This window comes from Micromonospora sp. NPDC005173 (assembly GCF_040608515.1).
Lineage (GTDB): Bacteria > Actinomycetota > Actinomycetes > Mycobacteriales > Micromonosporaceae > Micromonospora.
The window spans coordinates 1-18557 of the sequence record NZ_JBEXIK010000029.1; the positions used below are offsets into that span (position 1 = coordinate 1).

At 71.6% G+C, this 18557-nt stretch carries 15 protein-coding genes and 2 pseudogenes; 15 read left to right on the top strand and 2 right to left on the bottom strand.

What is annotated here, in order from left to right; translation table 11 throughout:
• A pseudogene (locus tag ABZV00_RS25935) lies at window positions 1-558 on the top strand (FAD-dependent monooxygenase); the annotation flags it as partial.
• 222 nt (window positions 559-780) lie between these two features.
• Here the strand turns inward: ABZV00_RS25935 and ABZV00_RS25940 are convergent.
• Window positions 781-873: pseudogene (locus tag ABZV00_RS25940) on the bottom strand (hypothetical protein); the annotation flags it as partial.
• Window positions 874-957: 84 nt separating this feature from the next.
• Window positions 958-3666, bottom strand: coding sequence for a sugar-binding protein (locus tag ABZV00_RS25945; protein ID WP_355610418.1), 2709 nt, complete (start codon window positions 3664-3666; stop codon window positions 958-960).
• Window positions 3667-4082: 416 nt separating this feature from the next.
• On the opposite strand from ABZV00_RS25945, the gene ABZV00_RS25950 reads away from it, so the two are divergent.
• The 14 genes from ABZV00_RS25950 (at window position 4083) to ABZV00_RS26015 (ending at window position 18443) form a co-directional block, all read left to right on the top strand.
• Window positions 4083-5246 (top strand): ROK family protein, encoded by a 1164-nt coding sequence (locus ABZV00_RS25950; protein WP_355610420.1) that lies wholly within the window; start codon window positions 4083-4085, stop codon window positions 5244-5246.
• A gap of 36 nt (window positions 5247-5282) precedes the next feature.
• On the top strand, window positions 5283-6332 hold the full coding sequence (locus ABZV00_RS25955; RefSeq protein WP_355610422.1) for an extracellular solute-binding protein: 1050 nt from the start codon (window positions 5283-5285) through the stop codon (window positions 6330-6332).
• 126 nt (window positions 6333-6458) lie between these two features.
• On the top strand, window positions 6459-7532 hold the full coding sequence (locus ABZV00_RS25960) for an ABC transporter ATP-binding protein (RefSeq protein ID WP_328415453.1): 1074 nt from the start codon (window positions 6459-6461) through the stop codon (window positions 7530-7532).
• Window positions 7529-9325, top strand: a complete 1797-nt coding sequence (locus ABZV00_RS25965; RefSeq protein ID WP_328415455.1) for an iron ABC transporter permease — start codon at window positions 7529-7531, stop codon at window positions 9323-9325. The genes ABZV00_RS25960 and ABZV00_RS25965 overlap by 4 nt, the downstream gene beginning before the upstream one ends.
• A complete protein-coding gene (locus ABZV00_RS25970; protein WP_355610425.1) occupies window positions 9322-10182 on the top strand; it encodes a creatininase family protein in 861 nt (286 codons plus the stop codon). Before ABZV00_RS25965 ends, ABZV00_RS25970 begins: the two co-directional genes overlap by 4 nt.
• Window positions 10179-11132, top strand: coding sequence for an amidohydrolase family protein (locus ABZV00_RS25975; protein ID WP_355610427.1), 954 nt, complete (start codon window positions 10179-10181; stop codon window positions 11130-11132). Before ABZV00_RS25970 ends, ABZV00_RS25975 begins: the two co-directional genes overlap by 4 nt.
• 65 nt (window positions 11133-11197) lie before the next feature.
• Window positions 11198-12655: a lyase family protein gene (locus ABZV00_RS25980; RefSeq protein WP_355610429.1), complete on the top strand. Its 1458-nt coding sequence runs from the start codon at window positions 11198-11200 to the stop codon at window positions 12653-12655.
• A 106-nt stretch (window positions 12656-12761) separates the two neighbouring features.
• Window positions 12762-13691: an ROK family protein gene (locus ABZV00_RS25985; RefSeq protein ID WP_355610431.1), complete on the top strand. Its 930-nt coding sequence runs from the start codon at window positions 12762-12764 to the stop codon at window positions 13689-13691.
• 408 nt (window positions 13692-14099) lie between these two features.
• On the top strand, window positions 14100-14276 hold the full coding sequence (locus tag ABZV00_RS25990; protein ID WP_355610433.1) for a hypothetical protein: 177 nt from the start codon (window positions 14100-14102) through the stop codon (window positions 14274-14276).
• A gap of 164 nt (window positions 14277-14440) precedes the next feature.
• Window positions 14441-14896, top strand: a complete 456-nt coding sequence (locus ABZV00_RS25995; protein WP_355610435.1) for a hypothetical protein — start codon at window positions 14441-14443, stop codon at window positions 14894-14896.
• Window positions 14897-14951: 55 nt separating this feature from the next.
• The gene (locus ABZV00_RS26000) at window positions 14952-15395 is read left to right on the top strand and encodes a DUF3995 domain-containing protein (RefSeq protein ID WP_355610437.1); all 444 of its coding nucleotides are present in this window, start codon (window positions 14952-14954) and stop codon (window positions 15393-15395) included.
• A 210-nt stretch (window positions 15396-15605) separates the two neighbouring features.
• A complete protein-coding gene (locus ABZV00_RS26005) occupies window positions 15606-16016 on the top strand; it encodes a hypothetical protein (protein ID WP_355610439.1) in 411 nt (136 codons plus the stop codon).
• Window positions 16013-16774, top strand: coding sequence for a cyclase family protein (locus ABZV00_RS26010; protein ID WP_355610441.1), 762 nt, complete (start codon window positions 16013-16015; stop codon window positions 16772-16774). Before ABZV00_RS26005 ends, ABZV00_RS26010 begins: the two co-directional genes overlap by 4 nt.
• Before the next feature lie 13 nt (window positions 16775-16787).
• Window positions 16788-18443 (top strand): thiamine pyrophosphate-binding protein, encoded by a 1656-nt coding sequence (locus ABZV00_RS26015; RefSeq protein WP_355610443.1) that lies wholly within the window; start codon window positions 16788-16790, stop codon window positions 18441-18443.
• Window positions 18444-18557 lie beyond the last annotated feature (114 nt).

Consider the following 18557-nt stretch of genomic DNA (forward strand, 5'->3'; position numbering starts at 1 on the left):
CGGCACGGAGACGGCCGGGCGGAACGGGTGGCGGCCCGGTATGTGGTGGGTTGCGACGGCGCGCACAGCGCTGTGCGGCACCTCGCCGGGATCGGTTTCGAGGGCGCTGCGTATCCGCAGACGTTCGTCCTGGCTGACCTGGAGGCCGACGGCCTCGACACGGGGACGGCGCACGTGTTCTTGTCCGAGCGGGGGATGTTGTTCTTCTTTCCACTCGGCCACCCGAGCACCTGGCGACTGCTGGTCATGCGACCGCCCGCCGAGGTGGTCTCACCAGACGCCCCGGTCACCCTCGACGAGGTGCAGGCACTCGCCGACACTTACACCGCCGCGACTGTGCGCCTGCGTGATCCTGTCTGGATGACCAACTTCCGGCTTCACCACCGCGCCGCCACCCACTACCGGGCCGGGCCGGTGTTCCTGGCCGGCGACGCCGCGCACATCCACAGCCCCGCCGGCGCGCAGGGAATGAACACCGGCATCCAGGACGCCGCCAACCTCGGCTGGAAACTCGCCCAGGCCCTGCGGGGCGACGCGGCGCTGCTGGATACCTACGAGACTCACCGTGATTGCTGGACGAGCCATGAACACGAATACAAGACGGAGCATATCCAGCACCGACTGACGCAACGGTCTGTCAACAGCCAACCGCGGCACTCGCCCGGGCCGCTTGTACCGCAGAAACGACGCCCACTGCGCCATCGACGGCTGATACCGCTGTCCGTAGCGTTCGAACCGGCCCACCTCCCGCGAAACGGTCGACGCCGCCCGTCCCAACCTGCGCGTGATCGACCGCAACGACTCACCCGCAGCCCGACCCAACCCGATCTGTCCCGCTCCAGCGGGCTCAACCTTGAGCCACAACCACCCCAACGAAAATCACAGAAGAGTGTTGCAACCACTGGTTGAGCCCGCCGGTGGAACGACAACTGTCCAAGATCACTGTCCGTAGCGGAGTCAGCGGTGGATCGGGGCCTGCTTCGCCAGCGCCGCGCCATTCGCCTCGAAAGCGGCCAGAACCGAGGTGGCCGTTCCGTCGGACACCGGGACCAGCACCTTCACCGCTCGGCCGGGCCGCAGCTCGACGGTGCGGCTGCCCAGCGCCTGGTCACCGTCCCAGCCGTAGAGGTACGCCGTACCCTTCCGGTCCGCCTTGACGGTCACCTCGACGCCACCGGCTACCGGGCGCTGCCCGGTCAGGGTGAGCGCCCGCTCGGGCAGCCGGGCCACGGCGGCCGGGGCCACCCCGTCCACGGCAGACTGGGCGATCGTCTGCGGGCTGTGAACGCTACGCGCGGAGGTGTCCGGGAAGACCGGGGCGCTCGGCGCCCGGTCCGCCGGGGTGTAGCCGGGCAGGGTCACCAGGCCGTACCGGTACGGGTCGGCCCGGACGCCGGTGAAGGTCGACCAGCCGAGCCGGGACTGGGACGACAGGTCCTGGGTGTCCGAGTCGTAGACCAGCACGTTGAAGCCCATCCGGGTCGGGTCCACCGCGTCCGGCAGCACTGCGAAGGGGATGCTCGTCTCGATGGTGTAGCCGGTGTAGGGCGAGCTGACCCGGCTGACCACGGTCATCCCCGGAGCGGTCTCGGCGCCCGGCCCCTGCCGGTTGTCGGCGTCGCGCTGCCAGCACGGCGGGTTGCCGTTGGCCGGGTCGTCGGTGACCGGGAAGATGCCCGCCTTGAAAACCGTGGAGGTGTCCGAGGAGTTTCCCTTCGGGTCGACGATGATCTCGACACTGTCGGTGCGCCGCTGCCGCTTGCAGTCCTGCGGTACCACCTTCCTGCCGAGCACGTCGTCAGTGACCGTGACGATCACCTTGAGCGCGTCCTCGGTGTACGCGATCCGGCCCTTCGCCGAGGCGTCCTGCGGCGTGCTGGCCTCACCCTCCCAAATCCGGGAGAGGTCCAGCTCCGGGCCGGGGTACTCGCCCGCGCTGGCCACCCCGTCGACCGCGTGGTCGCCGCCGGCGTGCGGCACCTCGCTGGCCGGCACGATCTCCAACGCACCGGTCTCCACCGTGCTGCCGACGGTGCTGGTGGTGGTGATGGTGACGCCGTAGTCGCCGTTCTCGCCGCCTTCGTTGGCGGTGGGCAGCGAGGCGTCGGTGTTGGTCACGGTGAAGGTGACCGCGCCGGTGGCGCCGGCCGCCAGGTCGGCGTAACTCTTGGTGGTCGCGTCGGCGGTGAACCCGGCGGGCAGGTCGAGGGTGACCGTGCCGCGCTGTGCGGTCTCACCGACGTTTCGCAGGTCCACCCGGACCTCGCGGCCCTGACCCGAGCCGATGGTGAGCACCGGCTTGATCAGCGTGTCGAGCTGGCCGTAGCCGCCCTCGGCGGCCCACTCGCGGAACAGGCCCACCTCGGGCAGCGGCTCCAGGGTGCCCCGGACATCGGCGACCACCCGGAGCGCCTCGTCGGTGGTCCCGGTGCCCTGGCCCTTGGTGGTCAGGGTGGCGGTGAGCAGCTTCTGCGCGCCGGTGTCGGCGCCCTTCGGCACGGTGACCGTGAAGGTCGCCGTCCGCTCTTGGCCCGCCGGGACCACGGTGCCGAGGCCCTTGCCGGCGGAGACCTGCCAGCCGTCCGGGGCGCGCAGCGCGACCCGGGGCACGTCCAGCTTCCGGTCGCCGCCGCGTACGTGTGCGGTGACCTCGACGCTCTCGCCGGGGGCGACGTCGAACCGGTCGGTGGTCAGGTACAGCTCGGTGCCCTTGGGCAGGCCACCCTTGACCGGCGGCAGCACCGGCCCGCGCAGGATCGCCGCGGGGGAGGTGTCCGACGGGTCGTAGGGCACCCGGCTGTCTACCAGGGTGTAGAAGTCGCAGCGCCGTGCGGCGGGGTCGGTCGGGGCGGCGGCGGTGCCCGCCCAGCCCTGGGTGACGTACTCCCGGCGTGCGTCGACCTCGATCTCCGCCCAGCTCTTCCCGCTACTGCTCGGGGTGCCCTCCCATACGCCGAAGACCTGGTCGGTCGGCACGGTCGGGGTGAAGCTGGCCGCGCACTGCGGGCCGGCCGAGGAGCTGCCGGTGCCGCCGGTACGCAGGAACTTCGCTGCCCGGAACGGCTTCAGCCCCTCCTTGCGCAGCTGGTCGGGGAAGGCATTCGGGTCGGCCGCGGCCTGGAACGCCTCGGCGGCGAACCGAGCCGCCTGCTGGTGGTTGCCGTGGTTGCCCGGGGTCGGCGACGGGTTCATCGTCATGATGATCTCGGGCCGGGTCTGTCGGATCACCCGGACGATCTGGCCGAGGGTCTCGTCGTGCCCCCAGATCTGCTCCGACAGCGGAGCGGACGCGGTGTACCAGAAGTCGACCCGGTCCAGGTTGTACAGGTTCGCCACGCCGGCCTTGCCGATCGCGGAGCGCTCCTCGCGCTCCCGGATGATGCCCAGCGGCGGCCCCTCCTCCAGGCCGACGGCGTTGCCGCCGCCCTCGCCGCGAGTGATGGTGACGACGCCGGCCCGGGCGCCATACTGCTCCTTCCACTGGCCGAGGGTGGCCAGGCTGCCCGCCTCGTCGTCGGGGTGGGCGCTGACGAAGAGCACGTCCAGGTCGACCGCGCCGGTGGGCCGCTTCGGGGCGGCGTCGGCGGGCGCGGCGAACGCGGTGGTGGGGGTCGCCGTCAGGGCCAGGGCCAGGGCGGCGGGTAGCAGGAATCCCTTTGCTCGCATGCAGATCCTTCCGGACCACGGATCCGACCAGCGTCGACCGGCGGCGGACGCACAACCGCGTCGGCGCCGGGCAGGGTGGTCGGATGGCTGGTGGGGAGCGGACGGTGCTGGACGCCGACGGCGTCGGATCACCGGGGTGCACAGCGGCACGGCTGGTCCGTACACACTGGAAGGCCTTCGCCGGGTGACGCTAAAGATCGGCGGTACGGACCGTCAATACCTTGGAGAAGGTTTTCTTCGTTTGCGAAAGAAACTAAGCCGGCCCGCTCTGGCCCGCCCCCGGCGGCCATCCGCCGGGGGCGCTCTCCCGTCCATCCCGCTCGCGGAGGTCGTCTACGCAGCTCAGCGCAGCTTTCGGATGCCCCGAGACGCATTCGTTACTTGACTCATTACTTTATTCGCCGTAGGAAGGAAGTGTGACTGACGTGGTGACACCCCCAACGAGCCCGGTGAGCCGGGAGCGGTCGAAGGAGATCAAGCGGTTGTCCGTGATCTCCACCGCCCGTCAGGTCCGGTTGCTCTCGCGCGCCGAGCTGACCGAACTCACCGGCCTCAGCCCCGCCACGCTCACCCCGCTGGTCCGCGAGCTGATCGCCGAGGGCTACCTGATCGAGCGGGGGCCGGGCGCCTCCCGCGCCGGCCGGCCCCGGGCCATGCTGGAGTTCAACCCGCGCGCCGAGCTGGTCGCGGCGGTCTCCCTGGAGCCGTCCCGGATCAGTTGCGAGATCGCCGACAGCGACGGCAACGTGGTGGCCCACCGCGGCGTCCGGCTCACCGGCGACATCGTCGACACCATCTGCCGGTTCATCCCGGAACTTGCCGGTGACGCCCTGCCCGCCCTGCGCGGCGTGGCCATCGCGGCGCCCGGCGTCAGCTCCGGCGGTGCCGTCCGGCTCGCCCCGTCGGTGGGCGTGGTCGAGGGGCTGCCGATAGGGGAGTCGGTGCAGCGGCGGCTCGGCGTGCCGGTGGTCGTCGACAACGACGTCAACCTCATGGCGGCCGGCGAGCACGCGGCCGGCGCCGGCAGCGACGTCGCCGACCTGCTGCTGCTGCACGTGGCCGACGGGATCGGTGCCGGGCTGGTGCTCGACGGGCAGGTCCGGCGCGGTGCCGGCGGGGCCGCCGGCGAGGTCGGCTTCCTGCCGCTGGACCCGGCCGACCGGGGGCACGACGGGATCGGCCCGTTCGAGGCCCGCTGGTCGGAAAGCGCCATCGCCGAGCGGGTGGTCGCGCTGCGCCCGGGCCGGCGTCCCGAGTCACCCGTCCGTGCCCTGGTCGAGCTTGCCGGCACCGACCCGGCCGCCGCCGCGTACCTGGACGAGGTGCTGCACGCCTGGTCCCGCCTGATCGTCTCGTGCGCCTGCGTCATCGACCCGGGCCGGGTGCTGCTCAGCGGGGCCGCCGCCCAGCTCGACGACGCGGCCGTCGCCCGGGTCCAGGACTACGTCACCGCCGCCGCGCCGGCCACCACCGAAGTACGCCGGGCGGTGCTCGGCGACCGGTCCGTGCTGCACGGGGCGGTGAGCTACGCCCTCTCGGCCGCCGCGTCCGGCCTGCCCAACCTGCCGCCCACACCCTGATCCCCTCGCAGTTCCCTTCCCCCTCGGAGGTACCCCATGAAACGTCGCCTGTTCCTTGCCGGAGCGCTCGCCACCGTGCTGGCCGCCGGCACCGCCTGCGGAGGCGGAGGCGGAGACGACGCGGCCGACGGCGCCAGCGCCGAGAAGCTGACCATCTACACCGCCCGCGACAAGAAGGTCTCCACCTTCGTCGTCGACCAGTTCACCGCGAAGTACCCCGAGTACAAGGGCAAAGTCGAGATCCTCAACCTCGGCGCCCAGGAGATCCTGGAGCGGGTTCGCGCCGAGAAGGCCAACCCGCAGGCCGACGTCTGGTGGGGAGGCACCCAGCAAGGGCTCACCGCCGGCGCGACCGAGGACCTGCTGACCGCCTGGCAGCCGACGTTCGCTGCCAAGATGGACGCGCAGTACAAGGACTCCGAGGGCCGTTGGTTCGGTGAGATCCTGCTGCCCGAGGTCATCATGTACAACAACAAGGCGCTCACCCCGGAGCAGGCCCCGAAGGACTGGGACGACCTGCTCAAGCCGGAGTGGAAGGACAAGATCCTCATCCGGGATGTCGCCGCGTCCGGCACGATGCGGTCGATCTACGCCTCGATGATCGTGCGGCAGTCCGCCGACGGCAGCAACCCGCAGCCCGGCTACGACTGGCTCAAGAAGCTCGACGCCAACACGGGCGCCTACGCCGCCAACCCGGCCGACCTCTACCTGAAGCTGTCCCGCCAGCAGGGCCTGCTCAGCGCCTGGAACCTCCAGGACATCCTGCTCCAGGCCAACCAGTCGAACATGCCGTTCGGCTTCGTGATGCCGACCTCCGGCGCTCCCGTGCTGGTCGACGGGCTGGCCGCGGTCAAGGGCGGCAACACCACCGGAGCGCAGAAGTTCGTGGAGTTCCTCTTCGACGACAAGCTCCGCGCCGACCTGGCCAAGGACTACTACCAGATCCCGGCTGTGGACATCGCCCAGAAGCCAGAGTGGCTGGCCCAGCTCAACCTCAAGCCACTCGACGTCGACTGGGACGTGATCGGCAAGAACGAGACCGAGTGGATCAACCACTGGAACAGCCAGATCAAGAACAAGGGCTGACCGGACGGGCGCCGGACCGGGTTTACCCGGGCCCGGCGCCCGCCGCCACCCGGCCGCACCGCCCACCGGGCCCGGCCCCACCACCTGCGACCGGCCAGCCCCGGTACCAGACAGAGGAGAGACATCATGATCGATGTCACGTTGGAGTCGGTGAGCAAGCGCTTCGCGCGCGCCGGCGACACGGCCGCCGTCGACGGCGTCGACATCACCATCGCCGCCGGACAGTTCTTCACCCTGCTCGGCCCGAGCGGTTGCGGTAAGACCACCACGCTGCGCATGGTGGCGGGCTTCTACTTCCCGACCTCCGGCCGAATCCGGTTCGGACAGGAGGACGTCACCCGCCGCCCGCCGAACAAGCGGGACACCGGCATGGTCTTCCAGAACTACGCGCTCTTCCCGCACCTGAGCGTCGCGCAGAACGTCGCGTACGGGCTGAAGATCCGCAAGGTCGGCAGGGCCGAGTCGAAGCGGCGGATCGAGGAGGCGCTCGGCCAGGTGGACCTCGCCGGTTACGGCGGGCGGCGCATCGACGAACTCTCCGGCGGCCAGCAGCAGCGGGTCGCGCTGGCCCGCGCGCTGGTCATCCGGCCGCGTACCCTGCTGCTCGACGAGCCACTGTCCAACCTCGACGCCAAGCTGCGCGAGGAGACCCGGACCGAGATCCGCCGGATCCAGAAGGAGACCGGCACCACCGCCCTTTACGTCACACACGACCAGGCCGAGGCGATGGCAATGTCGGACCGGATCGCGGTGATGCAGTCCGGCCGGGTGCAGCAGATCGGGTCGCCGCAGGAGATCTACCACCGGCCGGCGACCACATTCGTCGCCCGGTTCATCGGGCGCAGCAACGTGCTTACCCTGCCGGTGCTCGGCGCCGGCCCGGAGACCGTCACGGTGGGGCTGCCCGACGGCAACGAGGTCACCGTCGCCGCCCCGGCCGACCACGGCCTGCGCGCGGGGGAGACCGGCCTGGTCTCGATCCGCCCGGAGCACATCGGGCTCACCTCGACCACCGCACCGGACGCCCTGCCCGGCCGGATCACCGACCTGGAGTTCACCGGCATGGCCACCAACCTGGTGATCGACGTGGCCGGCGAACCGGTCCAGGTCGCTGCTGTGGACGTACCGGCCGGGATCGCGGTCGGCGACCAGGTCGGGCTGCGGCTGCCACGGGAGCGGATGTGGGTGGTGCGGCCGTGACGACCATCCCGGCCACGCCGAGCCCGGCGACCGTCCCGCCGATCACCGAGGACCGCACGCCCTCCGACGACGGCCGTCGGCCGCGGTTCACCGACCGCTTCGCCGGGGGTACCAACTCCCGCTGGTTCCCATACCTGCTCGTCTTCCCGCTCGCCCTGATCCTCTTCGGGTACGTGGTCCAGCCGATGTTCGCCACCTTCGTGGAGAGCTTCGGCGAGGACGGCACGGCGAACTACACAAGCTTCCTCACCGGCGCCGGGGTGGCCCGGTCGTCGCTGGTCACCTCCCTGATCATCTCGGCGGCCAGCGTGCTGCTCTGCGGGATCGTCGGGGTGTCGATGGCCTTCCTGCTCAAGCGCTTCTCGTTTCCCGGCCGCCGGCTGATCGAGGCGATCATCCTGGTGCCGGCGGCGCTGCCACCGCTGATCGGGGCGATCTCGTTCCAGCTCCTCTACAGCGAGACCGGCATCCTGCCGCGCGGCCTCCAGCAGCTCTTCGGCACCGAGAACCCGGTGCTGCCGTTCAGCGGCATCGCCGGGGTGCTGGTGGTGCACACCTTCACCATGTACCCCTTCTTCTACCTGTCCGCCTCGGCAGCCCTCGCGGGGATGGACCCATCGGTGGAGGAGGCCGCCTACAACCTCGGCGCTGGCCGGGTCCGGGTCTGGCGTACCGTGCTGCTGCCGATGCTCACCCCGGCGCTGGTCTCCGCCTCGCTGCTGGTCTTCATGACCTCGCTGGCCTCGTACACCGCCCCGCTGCTGTTCGGGGTGGACCAGACCATGACCATGCAGATCTACATCAACCGCACCAACAACGACCTGCCGATGGCGTCCACCTACGCCTCCGTGCTCGCGGTGGTCTCGGTGCTCTTCCTGCTCGGCATGCGCTGGTACGAGGGGCGGCGCAGCTACCGCTCCCAGTCCAAGGGCGTCGCCGCGCACCGCCGGGAGATCACCAACCCTTTCGGCAAGTGGCTGGCCCTGGCCGCCTCGCTGCTGGCCACCGCGCTGCTGCTCGCCCCGGTGGCGACCATCGCCCTGGTCGCGTTCTCCCAGGACGGCTCCTGGACCACCGAGGTAATCCCGGCCGCGTACACCTGGCAGAACTTCGTCACGATCTTCTCTGACCCAGACGCGTTCCAACCGATCCTAAACTCGCTGCAGATGAGCCTGCTCGCCACCGTCGGCTGCGTGGTGATCGGCGTGCTCATCGCTTACGCGGTGCGCCGGCTCAACTTCCGCGGCCGGGGCCTGCTGGACGTAGCGGTCATGCTGGCCTGGGCGCTGCCCGGCACGGTGGTCGCGATCAACCTGATCTCGGCGTTCAGCACCGGAAACGCGTTCAGCTTCGGGCAGGTGCTGATCGGCACCTTCTGGATCATGCCGCTGGCGTACTTCGTGCGATTCCTGCCGCTGGTCTTCCGGTCCAGCTCGGCGACGCTGGCCCAGATCGACCCTTCGCTGGAGGAGGCCGCCCGCAACCTCGGCGCCTCCTGGTGGCGAGCGTTCGGCACGGTGACCCTGCGGCTGATGCTGCCGGGCGTGATCGCCGGCGCACTGCTCGCCTTCGTGCACGGCGTCGGTGAGTTCGTCGCCTCGGTGCTGATCTACACCTCGGAGACCGCGCCGATCTCGGTGGAGATCAACAACCGGATGTACTCGTTCGAGGTCGGCACCGCCGCCGCATACGGCATGCTCCAGGTGGTGTTGATCTTCGTGGTGATGGTGGTCTCCGGCCGGCTGCAGAGCGGTCGCCGAGCCACCCGCGAGGCGGCACAGTGGACCACGTGACATCCTGGCCGGCACCCGGGGGGCTCGTCCCGGCCTCCCGGATACCCGGCGGCGAGCTGGCGGCGGTCGCCGCGGCGGCGAACTTCGCGGTCCTGCCGGTCGGCGCCGTCGAGTGGCACGGCCCGCACCTGCCGCTGGGCACCGACCTGATCCTGGCCGAGGGCTTCGCCGCCGAGAGCGCCGTGCCCGGCGACACCGGCCCGCGCGGGGTGCTCTTCCCCGCCGTGCCATACGCGGCCTGCCCGGGACAGACCCGGCCGTGGCCCGGCACGGTGGCGATCCGACCCGAGATCGCGGTCGGCTACCTCGCCGACGTGATCGAGGGGATCGTCGCGGCCGGCTTCCCCCGGCTGCTGATCGTCAACGGCCACGACGCCAACATGTCCACCGTCCGGGCCGCCATGGAGTGGGTCTCCGGCCGTCGGCAGGCCAGCCTGCTGCTGGTCAACTGGTTCCAGCTGGTCACCCCGGCGGAGACCGCCGAGATCTACGGCCCGCTGGTCTCCCGTGGGCACGGCGGGGCGTACGAGACCTCGGGCCTGCTCGGCTTCGACCCCGACGCGGTACGCCTCGACGCTGCGACCGACCTGCCGCCGAAGCCGAAGCTGCCGGTGACCCAGCCATACGTCCTGGTCGAGTCCCGGCCGGACCCCTGGCAGGGCTGGTCCGGGCACGTCTCGTTGGCCAGCGAGGCCGCCGGCCGGCAGATCCGCGAACTGGCCGGAGCCCGACTGCGCGAGGTCGTGACCGCCTGGGTGGCCGCCGAGCTGCCCGCCCCGCCCACCGCGGACCCGCTGCCGTCCGATTCGCCGCCGTTCTCGGCGCCGGCCAGACCACTGCCAGAGGAGAGCGCATGACCGTGGACCGTGGACTGGACATCGTCGACTTCCACCTGCACTTCCGGATCGGCGCCGACGAGACGGTCAAGGGTTGCGAGCACGCCGCCGGCATGCACCCCGGCGGCGAGCACGAGGCGGCTGTCCGGGCCGCCGGCTCCGCTCCATACGCCCGGCAATGGCGCCGCGCCTGGAGCTTCCCCGACCCGGAACCGCCCGCCCAGCGCTGGCAGGACGAGGCTGACCGGTGGGCCCAGGAGCTGCGCGAGGTCAACATCCGCCGGGCGGTCTTCGTCACCGGCGGCGGCAACGACACCGTGGCCGACGTGGTGGACCGGCACCCGGACCTGCTGCTCGGCTTCGCCCACCACGACCCGTACGGCCCGGACGCCGCCGGTGAGCTGGAGCGCGCGGTGGTCGAGCGCGGCCTGCGCGGGCTGAAGCTCTTCGCCCCGTTGCTGCGCGGCCCGCTGGACGACGAGGCCCTCGATCCGCTCTGGGGCACCGCCCAGCGACTCGGCGTGCCGGTGCTGATCCACATCGGGCACTACGGCAGCGCCGGCGGCCTCACCGTCGGCCGGTACGGAAGCCCGGACGAGCTGGCCCGGATGGCCCGCCGCTTCCCTGAGCTGGCGGTCGTGGTGCCGCACTTCGGGGTGCAGCACGTACAGGAGCTGTTCTTTGCCGCCTGGGGCTGTCCGAACATCCACATCGACACCTCAGGCTCCAATCAGTGGGTGCGCTGGATGCCGTACAAGCTCACGCTGGAGGACCTCTTCCGCCGCTGCTACGAGACCATCGGCCCGGAGCGGATCGTGTTCGGCAGCGACTCGTCCTGGTTCCCGCGCGGCTACGTCACCCGGTACCTCGACGACCAGCTCCGGGTCTGCCACGAGCTGGGCCTACCCGACGACCACCTCCGCGCGATCTTCGCCGGTAACGCCGAACGGCTGCTCGGCCTCAGCGGCTGACCGGCTGACCCCTCCGGGGGCGGCGAACCGGCCGCGTCCGGCCTGGAAGGAAGTAAGGAACCGCCATGAGCACACCCGCGCTGACCACATACCAGCGGCACCACCTGCGGCCCACCTACGACCACCACGTCGGGTACCTGTACCCGGCGATGGTCCGGGCCAGCCAGGCCCACGTGGTGATGCTGACCGAGCAGGGGCTGATCCCGGCCGAGCGGGGCGCTCGGCTGCTGCGCGGGCTGGCCGAGCTGCGCGCGGACACCACACCGGCGCCAGCATTCGACGGCAGCTTCGAGGACACCTACTACCTGCTCGAGAAGCGGCTCGCCGAGGCGTGCGGCGTCCCCACCTCCGAGCTGGACGTGCAGATGGCCCGCAGCCGCAACGACCTCGACGCCGGGGTGTTCCGGATGCTGCTGCGCGACCAGCTCCTCGGCGTGCTGGACCGGGTGCTGGCCGCCGGGCGGACCGCGCTGGAGCGGGCCGACCGGTACGCCGACGTGGTCATCACCGGCTACACCCACCGCAGGCCGGCCCAGCCCACCACCATCGGCCACGCCCTCGCCGGCTACGCCGAGGCTCTCGCGGGCGAGGCGGTCGCCTACGCCGACCTGATCGACCAGCTCAACACCTCGCCGCTGGGCTCCTGCGCCTTCGCCGGCACCGACCTGGACATCGCCCCGGCCCGGGTGGCGGAACTGCTCGGCTTCGCCGGCCTGGTCACCAACTCGTACGAGGCGGTCGCCGGCGCGGACCACCTTGTCCGGGTGGGCACACTCAACGCCCAGGCGCTGGCCACCGGCGCCCGGCTGGCCCGGACCCTGATGGACTGGCTCACCTGGCGCTGGGTGGCCACCCCCGGCGACTTCACCCAGGGCAGCAGCATCATGCCGCAGAAGCGCAACCCGGTGGTGCTGGAGCACCTGGTGTCGATGGCCGGCGCCACCGCCGCTGACGCCGCCTCCGTGCTCAACAACGTCGGCGCCGCCTGGTGGGAGGACTCCAACAACGCCACCACCGACGTGCAGGTGCGGCTCTGGGACAGCAACGACCGCACGGACCGGTTCTTCGCCCTGCTCGGCGGCTTCCTGGCCGAGCTAGAGCCGCTGGAGCCGCCGACCCGGGAGGAGATCGTCGCCTCCGGGGCCACCACGACCGCCGCCGCCGACGCGCTTACCCGGCACGGGGTGCCGTTCCGGGCCGCGCACTCGGTGGTCGGACGGCTGGTCCGTGGCGGTGCGCCGGACGGCTGGACCGTCGACTCGGTGCGGGCCGCGGCTGACGGGATCACCGCCCGGCTCGACGACGCGGCCGTCGCCGACCTGATCGCCGCCGCAGTCCGGCCGGAGCTCGTCCTCGACCGGGTCCAGGTCGACGGCCCCGGCGCGGCCGCCGTCCGCGCCCAGGTGGGCGTGGTACGTGGCACTTTCGACACGGTCGCCGGCCGGCTCTCGGCGGTCCGGGACCGGCTCGCCCGGGCGGACGCGGCGCTGGACGCGGTCGCCGCCGAGCAGGCGGCCCGGTGACCGCGCGGTGGTCGGAGGATCCGCGGCCGCTGACCGCCGGTTGCCCGGTGAGCGCGCGACGGCCCGGCGCGACGCCCGCGAGCTCCAGTGCCGAACGGCGGGACCGATGAACGTCCGGCTCGCCGGCCAGGCCGCTCAGCCTGTCGCACCGACCGGCACCGGCCCGCTGCTGCTCGGCATCGACTTCGGCGGCACGAAAATGGCGGTCGGGGTGGCCGACCGCCAGGGTCGGCTGCTGGCCCGGGAGCGAGTGCTCACGTACGCCGAGCAGGGTGCCCCGCAGGCCCTGGACCGTGCGCTGGAGCTGGCCGCGAAGCTGGTGGCGCAGGTCGGCGGCCCGCTGACGGCGGCCGGCATCGCCTCGCCCGGGGTGGTCCGGCCCGACGGCATCGACCTGGCGCCGAACGTGCCCGGCTGGGACCGGCTGCGGCTGGCCGAGGCGGTCCGGGAGCGGCTTGACGTGCCGGCGGTGGCGGTCGACAACGACCTGAACGCCGCCGCCCTGGCCGAGCTGCGGCTCGGCGCGCTGCGCGACGCCGACCCCGGCCTGGTGGTCGGACTCGGCACCGGCGTGGCGGCGGCGGTCACGGTACGCGGGGAGGTGCTGTCCGGTCACCACGGCGCGGCCGGCGAGATCGGGTACGCCGTCGCCGGTGCCGCCCGGCCCGGCGTCATGCTGGAGGCGACCTTCTCCGGTCGGGCGTTGGATCAGCTCGCCGAGGAACTGGTCCTGCCCGGTGGGGCGGCCGGGCTCGCCGTCCGGGCCGGACAGCCCGGCGGGATCCGGGACGCGTTGCTGGCCCGGGTCGACGAGCTGGCCCGCCACCTGGTCACCTGCTGCCTGCTGGTGGATCCGCAGCGGGTGGTGCTGGTCGGTGGGGTGACCGGCAGCGACCTGATCCGGGGAATGCTGGTCGAGCGGATGGCCGAGGTCCTGCCGTACCCGCCGGAGGTCGTCCGCTCCGGGTTCCCCGACGACGCCGCCCTGCTCGGCGCGGTGATCCTGGCCCGCGAGGCGGTGTCTGCCCCGCACTGACCCACCGCCGGGCCAATTTCGTCGCCTGGACGCGGTACGCCAGCTGGCGGCACGAGGACGTTAGTCGTGTCGACCAGCCGGCGTCGGGCAAGGCGGCGATGACGGGGCGTTGCCACTGTCGTTCGGGGGGACCACTCTGCGGTACTTCGGGATGCTGTCCGCATCGAGAGGAAGGCCGAGGTCAGGTTCGCCTCCAGAACCTGTCCCCAGAGGTAGCGTCCAACTCGCCAGGGGAGCGAACTCACCGAACATGCCAGCATGAAGACCTGCAGCCGGAGCCTCCGTGTGCGAGGAGGTCGAGACGCTCGCGGGTGGGAAGAGGGCCGACGCCGATCGGTCAGCGTGCGAGTCCTGGCCTGACGCCGGTTCTCCCTCCTCACCGTCAACAACGCGACCGTGGCACGGACCGTGGCCGAGCAGGTCGGCATCGACGCAAACGACGTCGTCGCCGAAGTCGTGCCGCAGGAGAAGAACGCCGTGGAGCGAGTCGGAGGGCAGTTTGCCGACCTCGAAGACCGGGCCGGCGCGGACGAGGGAGACGAGGTGCGGGACGTTCAGGCGCGCGGGCAGTGCTGGGCGGCGTGAACCCGATAACCATCCGGCCGCCCGCGAGTGATCTTGGTGTGGTGCCGCACCGTGGCGAACGTCGACTCGATCCACGAGGAGCTGCCGTGCTCGCTCCTGCGGAGTAGGCGCCTCCCTCGCTTGCGGGAGTTGGCGCCCGGTGTGTGGCGGCTACGGTCGCAGCCATGGTTGAGTTTGTTCGCCCACGACGCTGGCCGGCCTACGCGATGGCGGTGCTGTTCCTCGGTTACGCCGCAGGGAAGGCCGCCTTTGCCCTACAGGCCCGGCTCGGGTTTCCGGGCGGCCCGCCCGTATCGGCTGCCGAGACCGAAGGTTATTTCATGGATGCGGCCACAGCACAGTGGTTTGCGACCGCGTCCGGCGTGATGGGTGCATGCCTCGCCGTCGCCACGGTCACGCAGCTGGGGCGCAGGGTGCCCAGAATCTTGATGCTGCTGGTGCTGGTCGGGATGCTACTTGCCGCCGGCGGCGGCGCAGCGATCATGATCGTGGATGGGTTCGTCGGCATCGGTGTGGGCTGGCGGTGGTACCACGGGATCCTCGGGGTCGTTGTGACCGGGCTGTTCCTGGCGATGATCCAGTCCTACGCTGTGGCGACGAGACGACGTGTCGTCAGCTGATCGGGCGCGGGTGGGCGCGTACGGGGCGGCGGTGTGCGCGGCGACTTACGGGTCGATGAAGCTCGCGCAGGCGCTGGGGGCCAATGCGCTGGCCGACAAGGACCCGCTGCCTCCGCAACTGCGCGAACGGCTGCTCGCGCGTGATCCGCTGTTCGTGGCGAGCCATTGGGTGCTGGCCGGTGCCGCGGTGGCCGGCGTGATCGTTGCGCTAGCCACCGTCCGACCCGGGGGCGTGGCCCTCCCGCGCCGTCTGCTGCTCGCGATCGCCTGGACGCTGGGGGTCTTCATGATCGCCCGGTCGATCGGGGTGCTGGGGTTCGGCTTCGTCGGCGACGCGCTGCTGCTGGCCGGGGTCCGCCCGCCACCGGCCGAGCATGCCGCGTTGGCTCGCGACCTCGCGCGCTGGGATCTGTTGCTGTGGTCGCCGTTCTTCCTGGTTTGGGGTGCATGTTGGACGATGGTGGGATGGCGGCTGGGCAGACGCGGCCCGGCTCGCTGACGACAGGCGGAACGTCAGTAATACGTATCCGAGGACGGTCACTCGGGAAGGGACCCCTCGGGGCCGATCCACAGGGCTCGAACATTCCATACAGCCATCGCCAGGCCGAATCAGCGGTGAATCAGCACGAGCCTGCAACGCGAAAGTGATGGCGGAAGAACGACAAGGCCGCCGACGCACAGCAGCGGGTCCCCGGGAGCGGACGTTGAGTTGACCCGCCGCGGGCGGCGGGTCAACCGCAAGCGGGTAAAGCGGATCATGCGCCAGCGGGGCATCGTCGGGATCACCCGACGCCGACGCCGCTCGCTGACGCGGCAGGACGCCCGCCACCAGACCGAAGCCGGCAGCCGACCCAGCTGTAGCGGCGTTCCGGCCGGCCGGCCGGGCAGTCAGCGAACCACTCGTCGCCGTCGCCATCCCAAAACCAGACAGGTACAGGTCGCCACCACCCGCGTCCAGAATGGGCGGCCACCGCCGGGGGCGTACGACGACCGCGCCGCACGACGGGGCTTGGGAGCCGCTCCTCGGCCCACGAGCCGCGGGGGCGGGGCAGCGCCGCTGATACGCCCCCGTTCGAGGGTCCATCGTGGAGTGGGGGCGCGGTGTACCGTCGCCGCATGACGGTGCTGCAGGAGTTTGTCGCCGCTCTTTCCAGCGGCCGGATCCAGGTTGTCGACCTCACCGCTCCGCTCTCGGACCAGACCCCGATCCTGGGTCTGCCCGAGCAGTTCGGCCAGACCTGGCCGTTCCGGCTCAGCGAGATCAGCCGGTACGACGACCGCGGTCCGGCCTGGTACTGGAACAACTTCTCCACCGGCGAGCACACCGGCACCCACTTCGACGCCCCGGTGCACTGGGTCACCGGTCAAAAGGGCGCGGACGTGTCGCAGGTTCCGGTGAGCCAGTTGATCGCCCCGGCGGTAGTGATCGATCACGCCGCCGACGCCGACGCCGACCCTGACTTCCTGCTCGAGGTCGAGCACATCAAGGCGTGGGAGGCGGAACACGGTGCCCTGCCCACCGGTGGCTGGCTGCTCTACCGCACCGGCTGGGACGCATATGGCGACGACCCGGAGCGGTACGCCAACGCCGGGCGTACCCCGGGCATCTCCGTCGAGTGCGCCCGCTGGCTGGCCGAGGAGTCGCCGATCCAGGGCGTCGGGGTGGAGACGGTCGGGACCGACGCGGGCGCTGCGCATTCATTCGACCCGCCGTTCCCGTGCCACTCGTTCCTGCTCGGCCAGGATAAGTACGGCCTGACCCAGCTACGTAACCTGGCGCAGTTGCCGGCGACCGGCGCGGTGGTGATTGCCGGACCACTGCCGATCGTCTCCGGGTCCGGCAGCCCGTGCCGGGTCCTCGCGCTGGTCGAACGGTAGGACCGGGCCACAGATGCGGGTAGCCGAGGTGGTCGGACGGGTTCTGTACGGACACGGCGCACGGTACGTCTTCGGGGTGGTTGGCAGCGGCAACTTCCATGTCACGAACGCGCTTGTGGCGGCCGGCGCCCGGTTCGTGGCGGCGGCCCACGAGGGCGGCGCGGCGAGCATGGCGGACGGGTACGCCCGCACCTCCGGGACGGTGGGCCTGCTCTCGGTGCATCAGGGTCCGGGCGTCACCAACGCGCTGACCGGCCTCACCGAGGCCGCGAAGAGCCGTACCCCGATGGTGGTCCTGGCCCCGGAGGCGACCGCGCCCCGGTCGAACTTCTTCATCGACCTGCCGGCGCTCGTCACCTCGGTCGGGGCCGATTTCCACCGGGTACGCGCGACGCACGCGGCCGAGGACGCGGGCGCGGCGTACCGGGCCGCCGCCCGGGGCGCGACGGTGGTGCTGAGCCTCCCGTTGGAGGTGCAGCACACCGTGACCGAACCGTGGTCCGGCCCGGTCCCTGCGGTCGCGCCGACCCCGGCCACCGCCCCGCAGGTCGAGCCGTTGCTGGCCGCGATCCAGGCCGCACGTCGACCGGTCTTCATCGCGGGTCGGGGCGCCCGGACGGCCCGGGAACCGCTGACCCGGCTCGCCGACGCGTGCGGCGCGCTGCTCGCGGTCTCGGCCGCGGCGAAGGGACTGTTCGCCGGGAACCCGTGGAACATCGACGTGGCCGGCGGCTTCGCCACCCCGCTCGCCGCCGAGCTGATCGGCGCGGCGGACCTGGTCGTCGCATGGGGCAGCACGCTGAACATGTGGACCACCCGGCACGGCGAACTGATCCCGCCCTCCGCCGTCGTCGTCCAGGTAGACCACGACCCGGCCGCGTTCGGGGTGAACCGCCCGGTTGACCTGACTGTGGCCGGCGAGGTAGCGGCGGTCGCCGAGGCGGTGCTCGGTCGGCTGGGCGCCGGCTCCACGGGGCCTGTGGACGCCGGGGCCGGCGGCTGGCGTACGCCGGAGCTGGCACAACGGATTCGCGACCACGGCCGGTGGCGGACGGTCGCGTACCGGGACGAGGGTGGGCCGGCGCGAGCCGGCGCGGCGACGATCGACCCGAGGACGCTCTCGGCCGCCCTGGACGACCTGCTGCCGCCCGACCGGACGGTGGTGGTCGACTCCGGCAACTTCATGGGCTACCCGTCGATGTGGCTCGACGTGCCGGACGTGGCCGGATTCTGTTTCACCCAGGCGTTCCAGTCGATCGGGCTCGGCCTGGCCAGTGCGCTCGGCGCGGCGGTCGCCCGGCCGGACCGGCTCACCGTCGCCGCGGTCGGCGACGGTGGCTTCGTCATGTCCGTGTCTGAACTGGTCACCGCCGTCCGGCTGGCGCTACCCCTCCTCGTGGTGATCTACGACGACGCGGCGTACGGCGCCGAGGTGCACCACTTCGGCCCGGACGGGCACCCGTTGGAGACGGTCACCTTCCCCGAGACCGACCTGGCCGCGATCGCCCGTGGTTACGGCTGCGACGGGTTGACCGTCCGGACCGTCGACGATCTCGAGCCGGTACGCCGCTGGCTCGCTGGTCCCCGTACCCGGCCGCTGGTGGTCGACGCCAAGGTCTGCGCCGCGCGCGGCTCGTGGTGGCTGGAGGAGGCGTTCCGTGGCCACTGAGCCACCGCCGTGCATATTACGGCGACGCGGGGCGGCGTAACCGGAATCAGGGCGGGAACCCGACCGGGGCGCGGAGTCCAACCAGCACAAGACGGCTCTCAAGAGCATGTTCTC

Bases quoted from the DNA above. Each gene is read 5' to 3' on its own strand.
- ABZV00_RS25985 (WP_355610431.1), top strand. From the start codon at position 12,762: ATGAACGTCCGGCTCGCCGGCCAGGCCGCTCAGCCTGTCGCACCGACC.
- ABZV00_RS25945 (WP_355610418.1), bottom strand. From the start codon at position 3,666: ATGCGAGCAAAGGGATTCCTGCTACCCGCCGCCCTGGCCCTGGCCCTG.
- ABZV00_RS25955 (WP_355610422.1), top strand. From the start codon at position 5,283: ATGAAACGTCGCCTGTTCCTTGCCGGAGCGCTCGCCACCGTGCTGGCC.
- ABZV00_RS25995 (WP_355610435.1), top strand. From the start codon at position 14,441: ATGGTTGAGTTTGTTCGCCCACGACGCTGGCCGGCCTACGCGATGGCG.
- ABZV00_RS25975 (WP_355610427.1), top strand. From the start codon at position 10,179: ATGACCGTGGACCGTGGACTGGACATCGTCGACTTCCACCTGCACTTC.
- ABZV00_RS25980 (WP_355610429.1), top strand. From the start codon at position 11,198: ATGAGCACACCCGCGCTGACCACATACCAGCGGCACCACCTGCGGCCC.
- ABZV00_RS26015 (WP_355610443.1), top strand. From the start codon at position 16,788: ATGCGGGTAGCCGAGGTGGTCGGACGGGTTCTGTACGGACACGGCGCA.
- ABZV00_RS25960 (WP_328415453.1), top strand. From the start codon at position 6,459: ATGATCGATGTCACGTTGGAGTCGGTGAGCAAGCGCTTCGCGCGCGCC.
- ABZV00_RS26010 (WP_355610441.1), top strand. From the start codon at position 16,013: ATGACGGTGCTGCAGGAGTTTGTCGCCGCTCTTTCCAGCGGCCGGATC.
- ABZV00_RS26000 (WP_355610437.1), top strand. From the start codon at position 14,952: ATGAAGCTCGCGCAGGCGCTGGGGGCCAATGCGCTGGCCGACAAGGAC.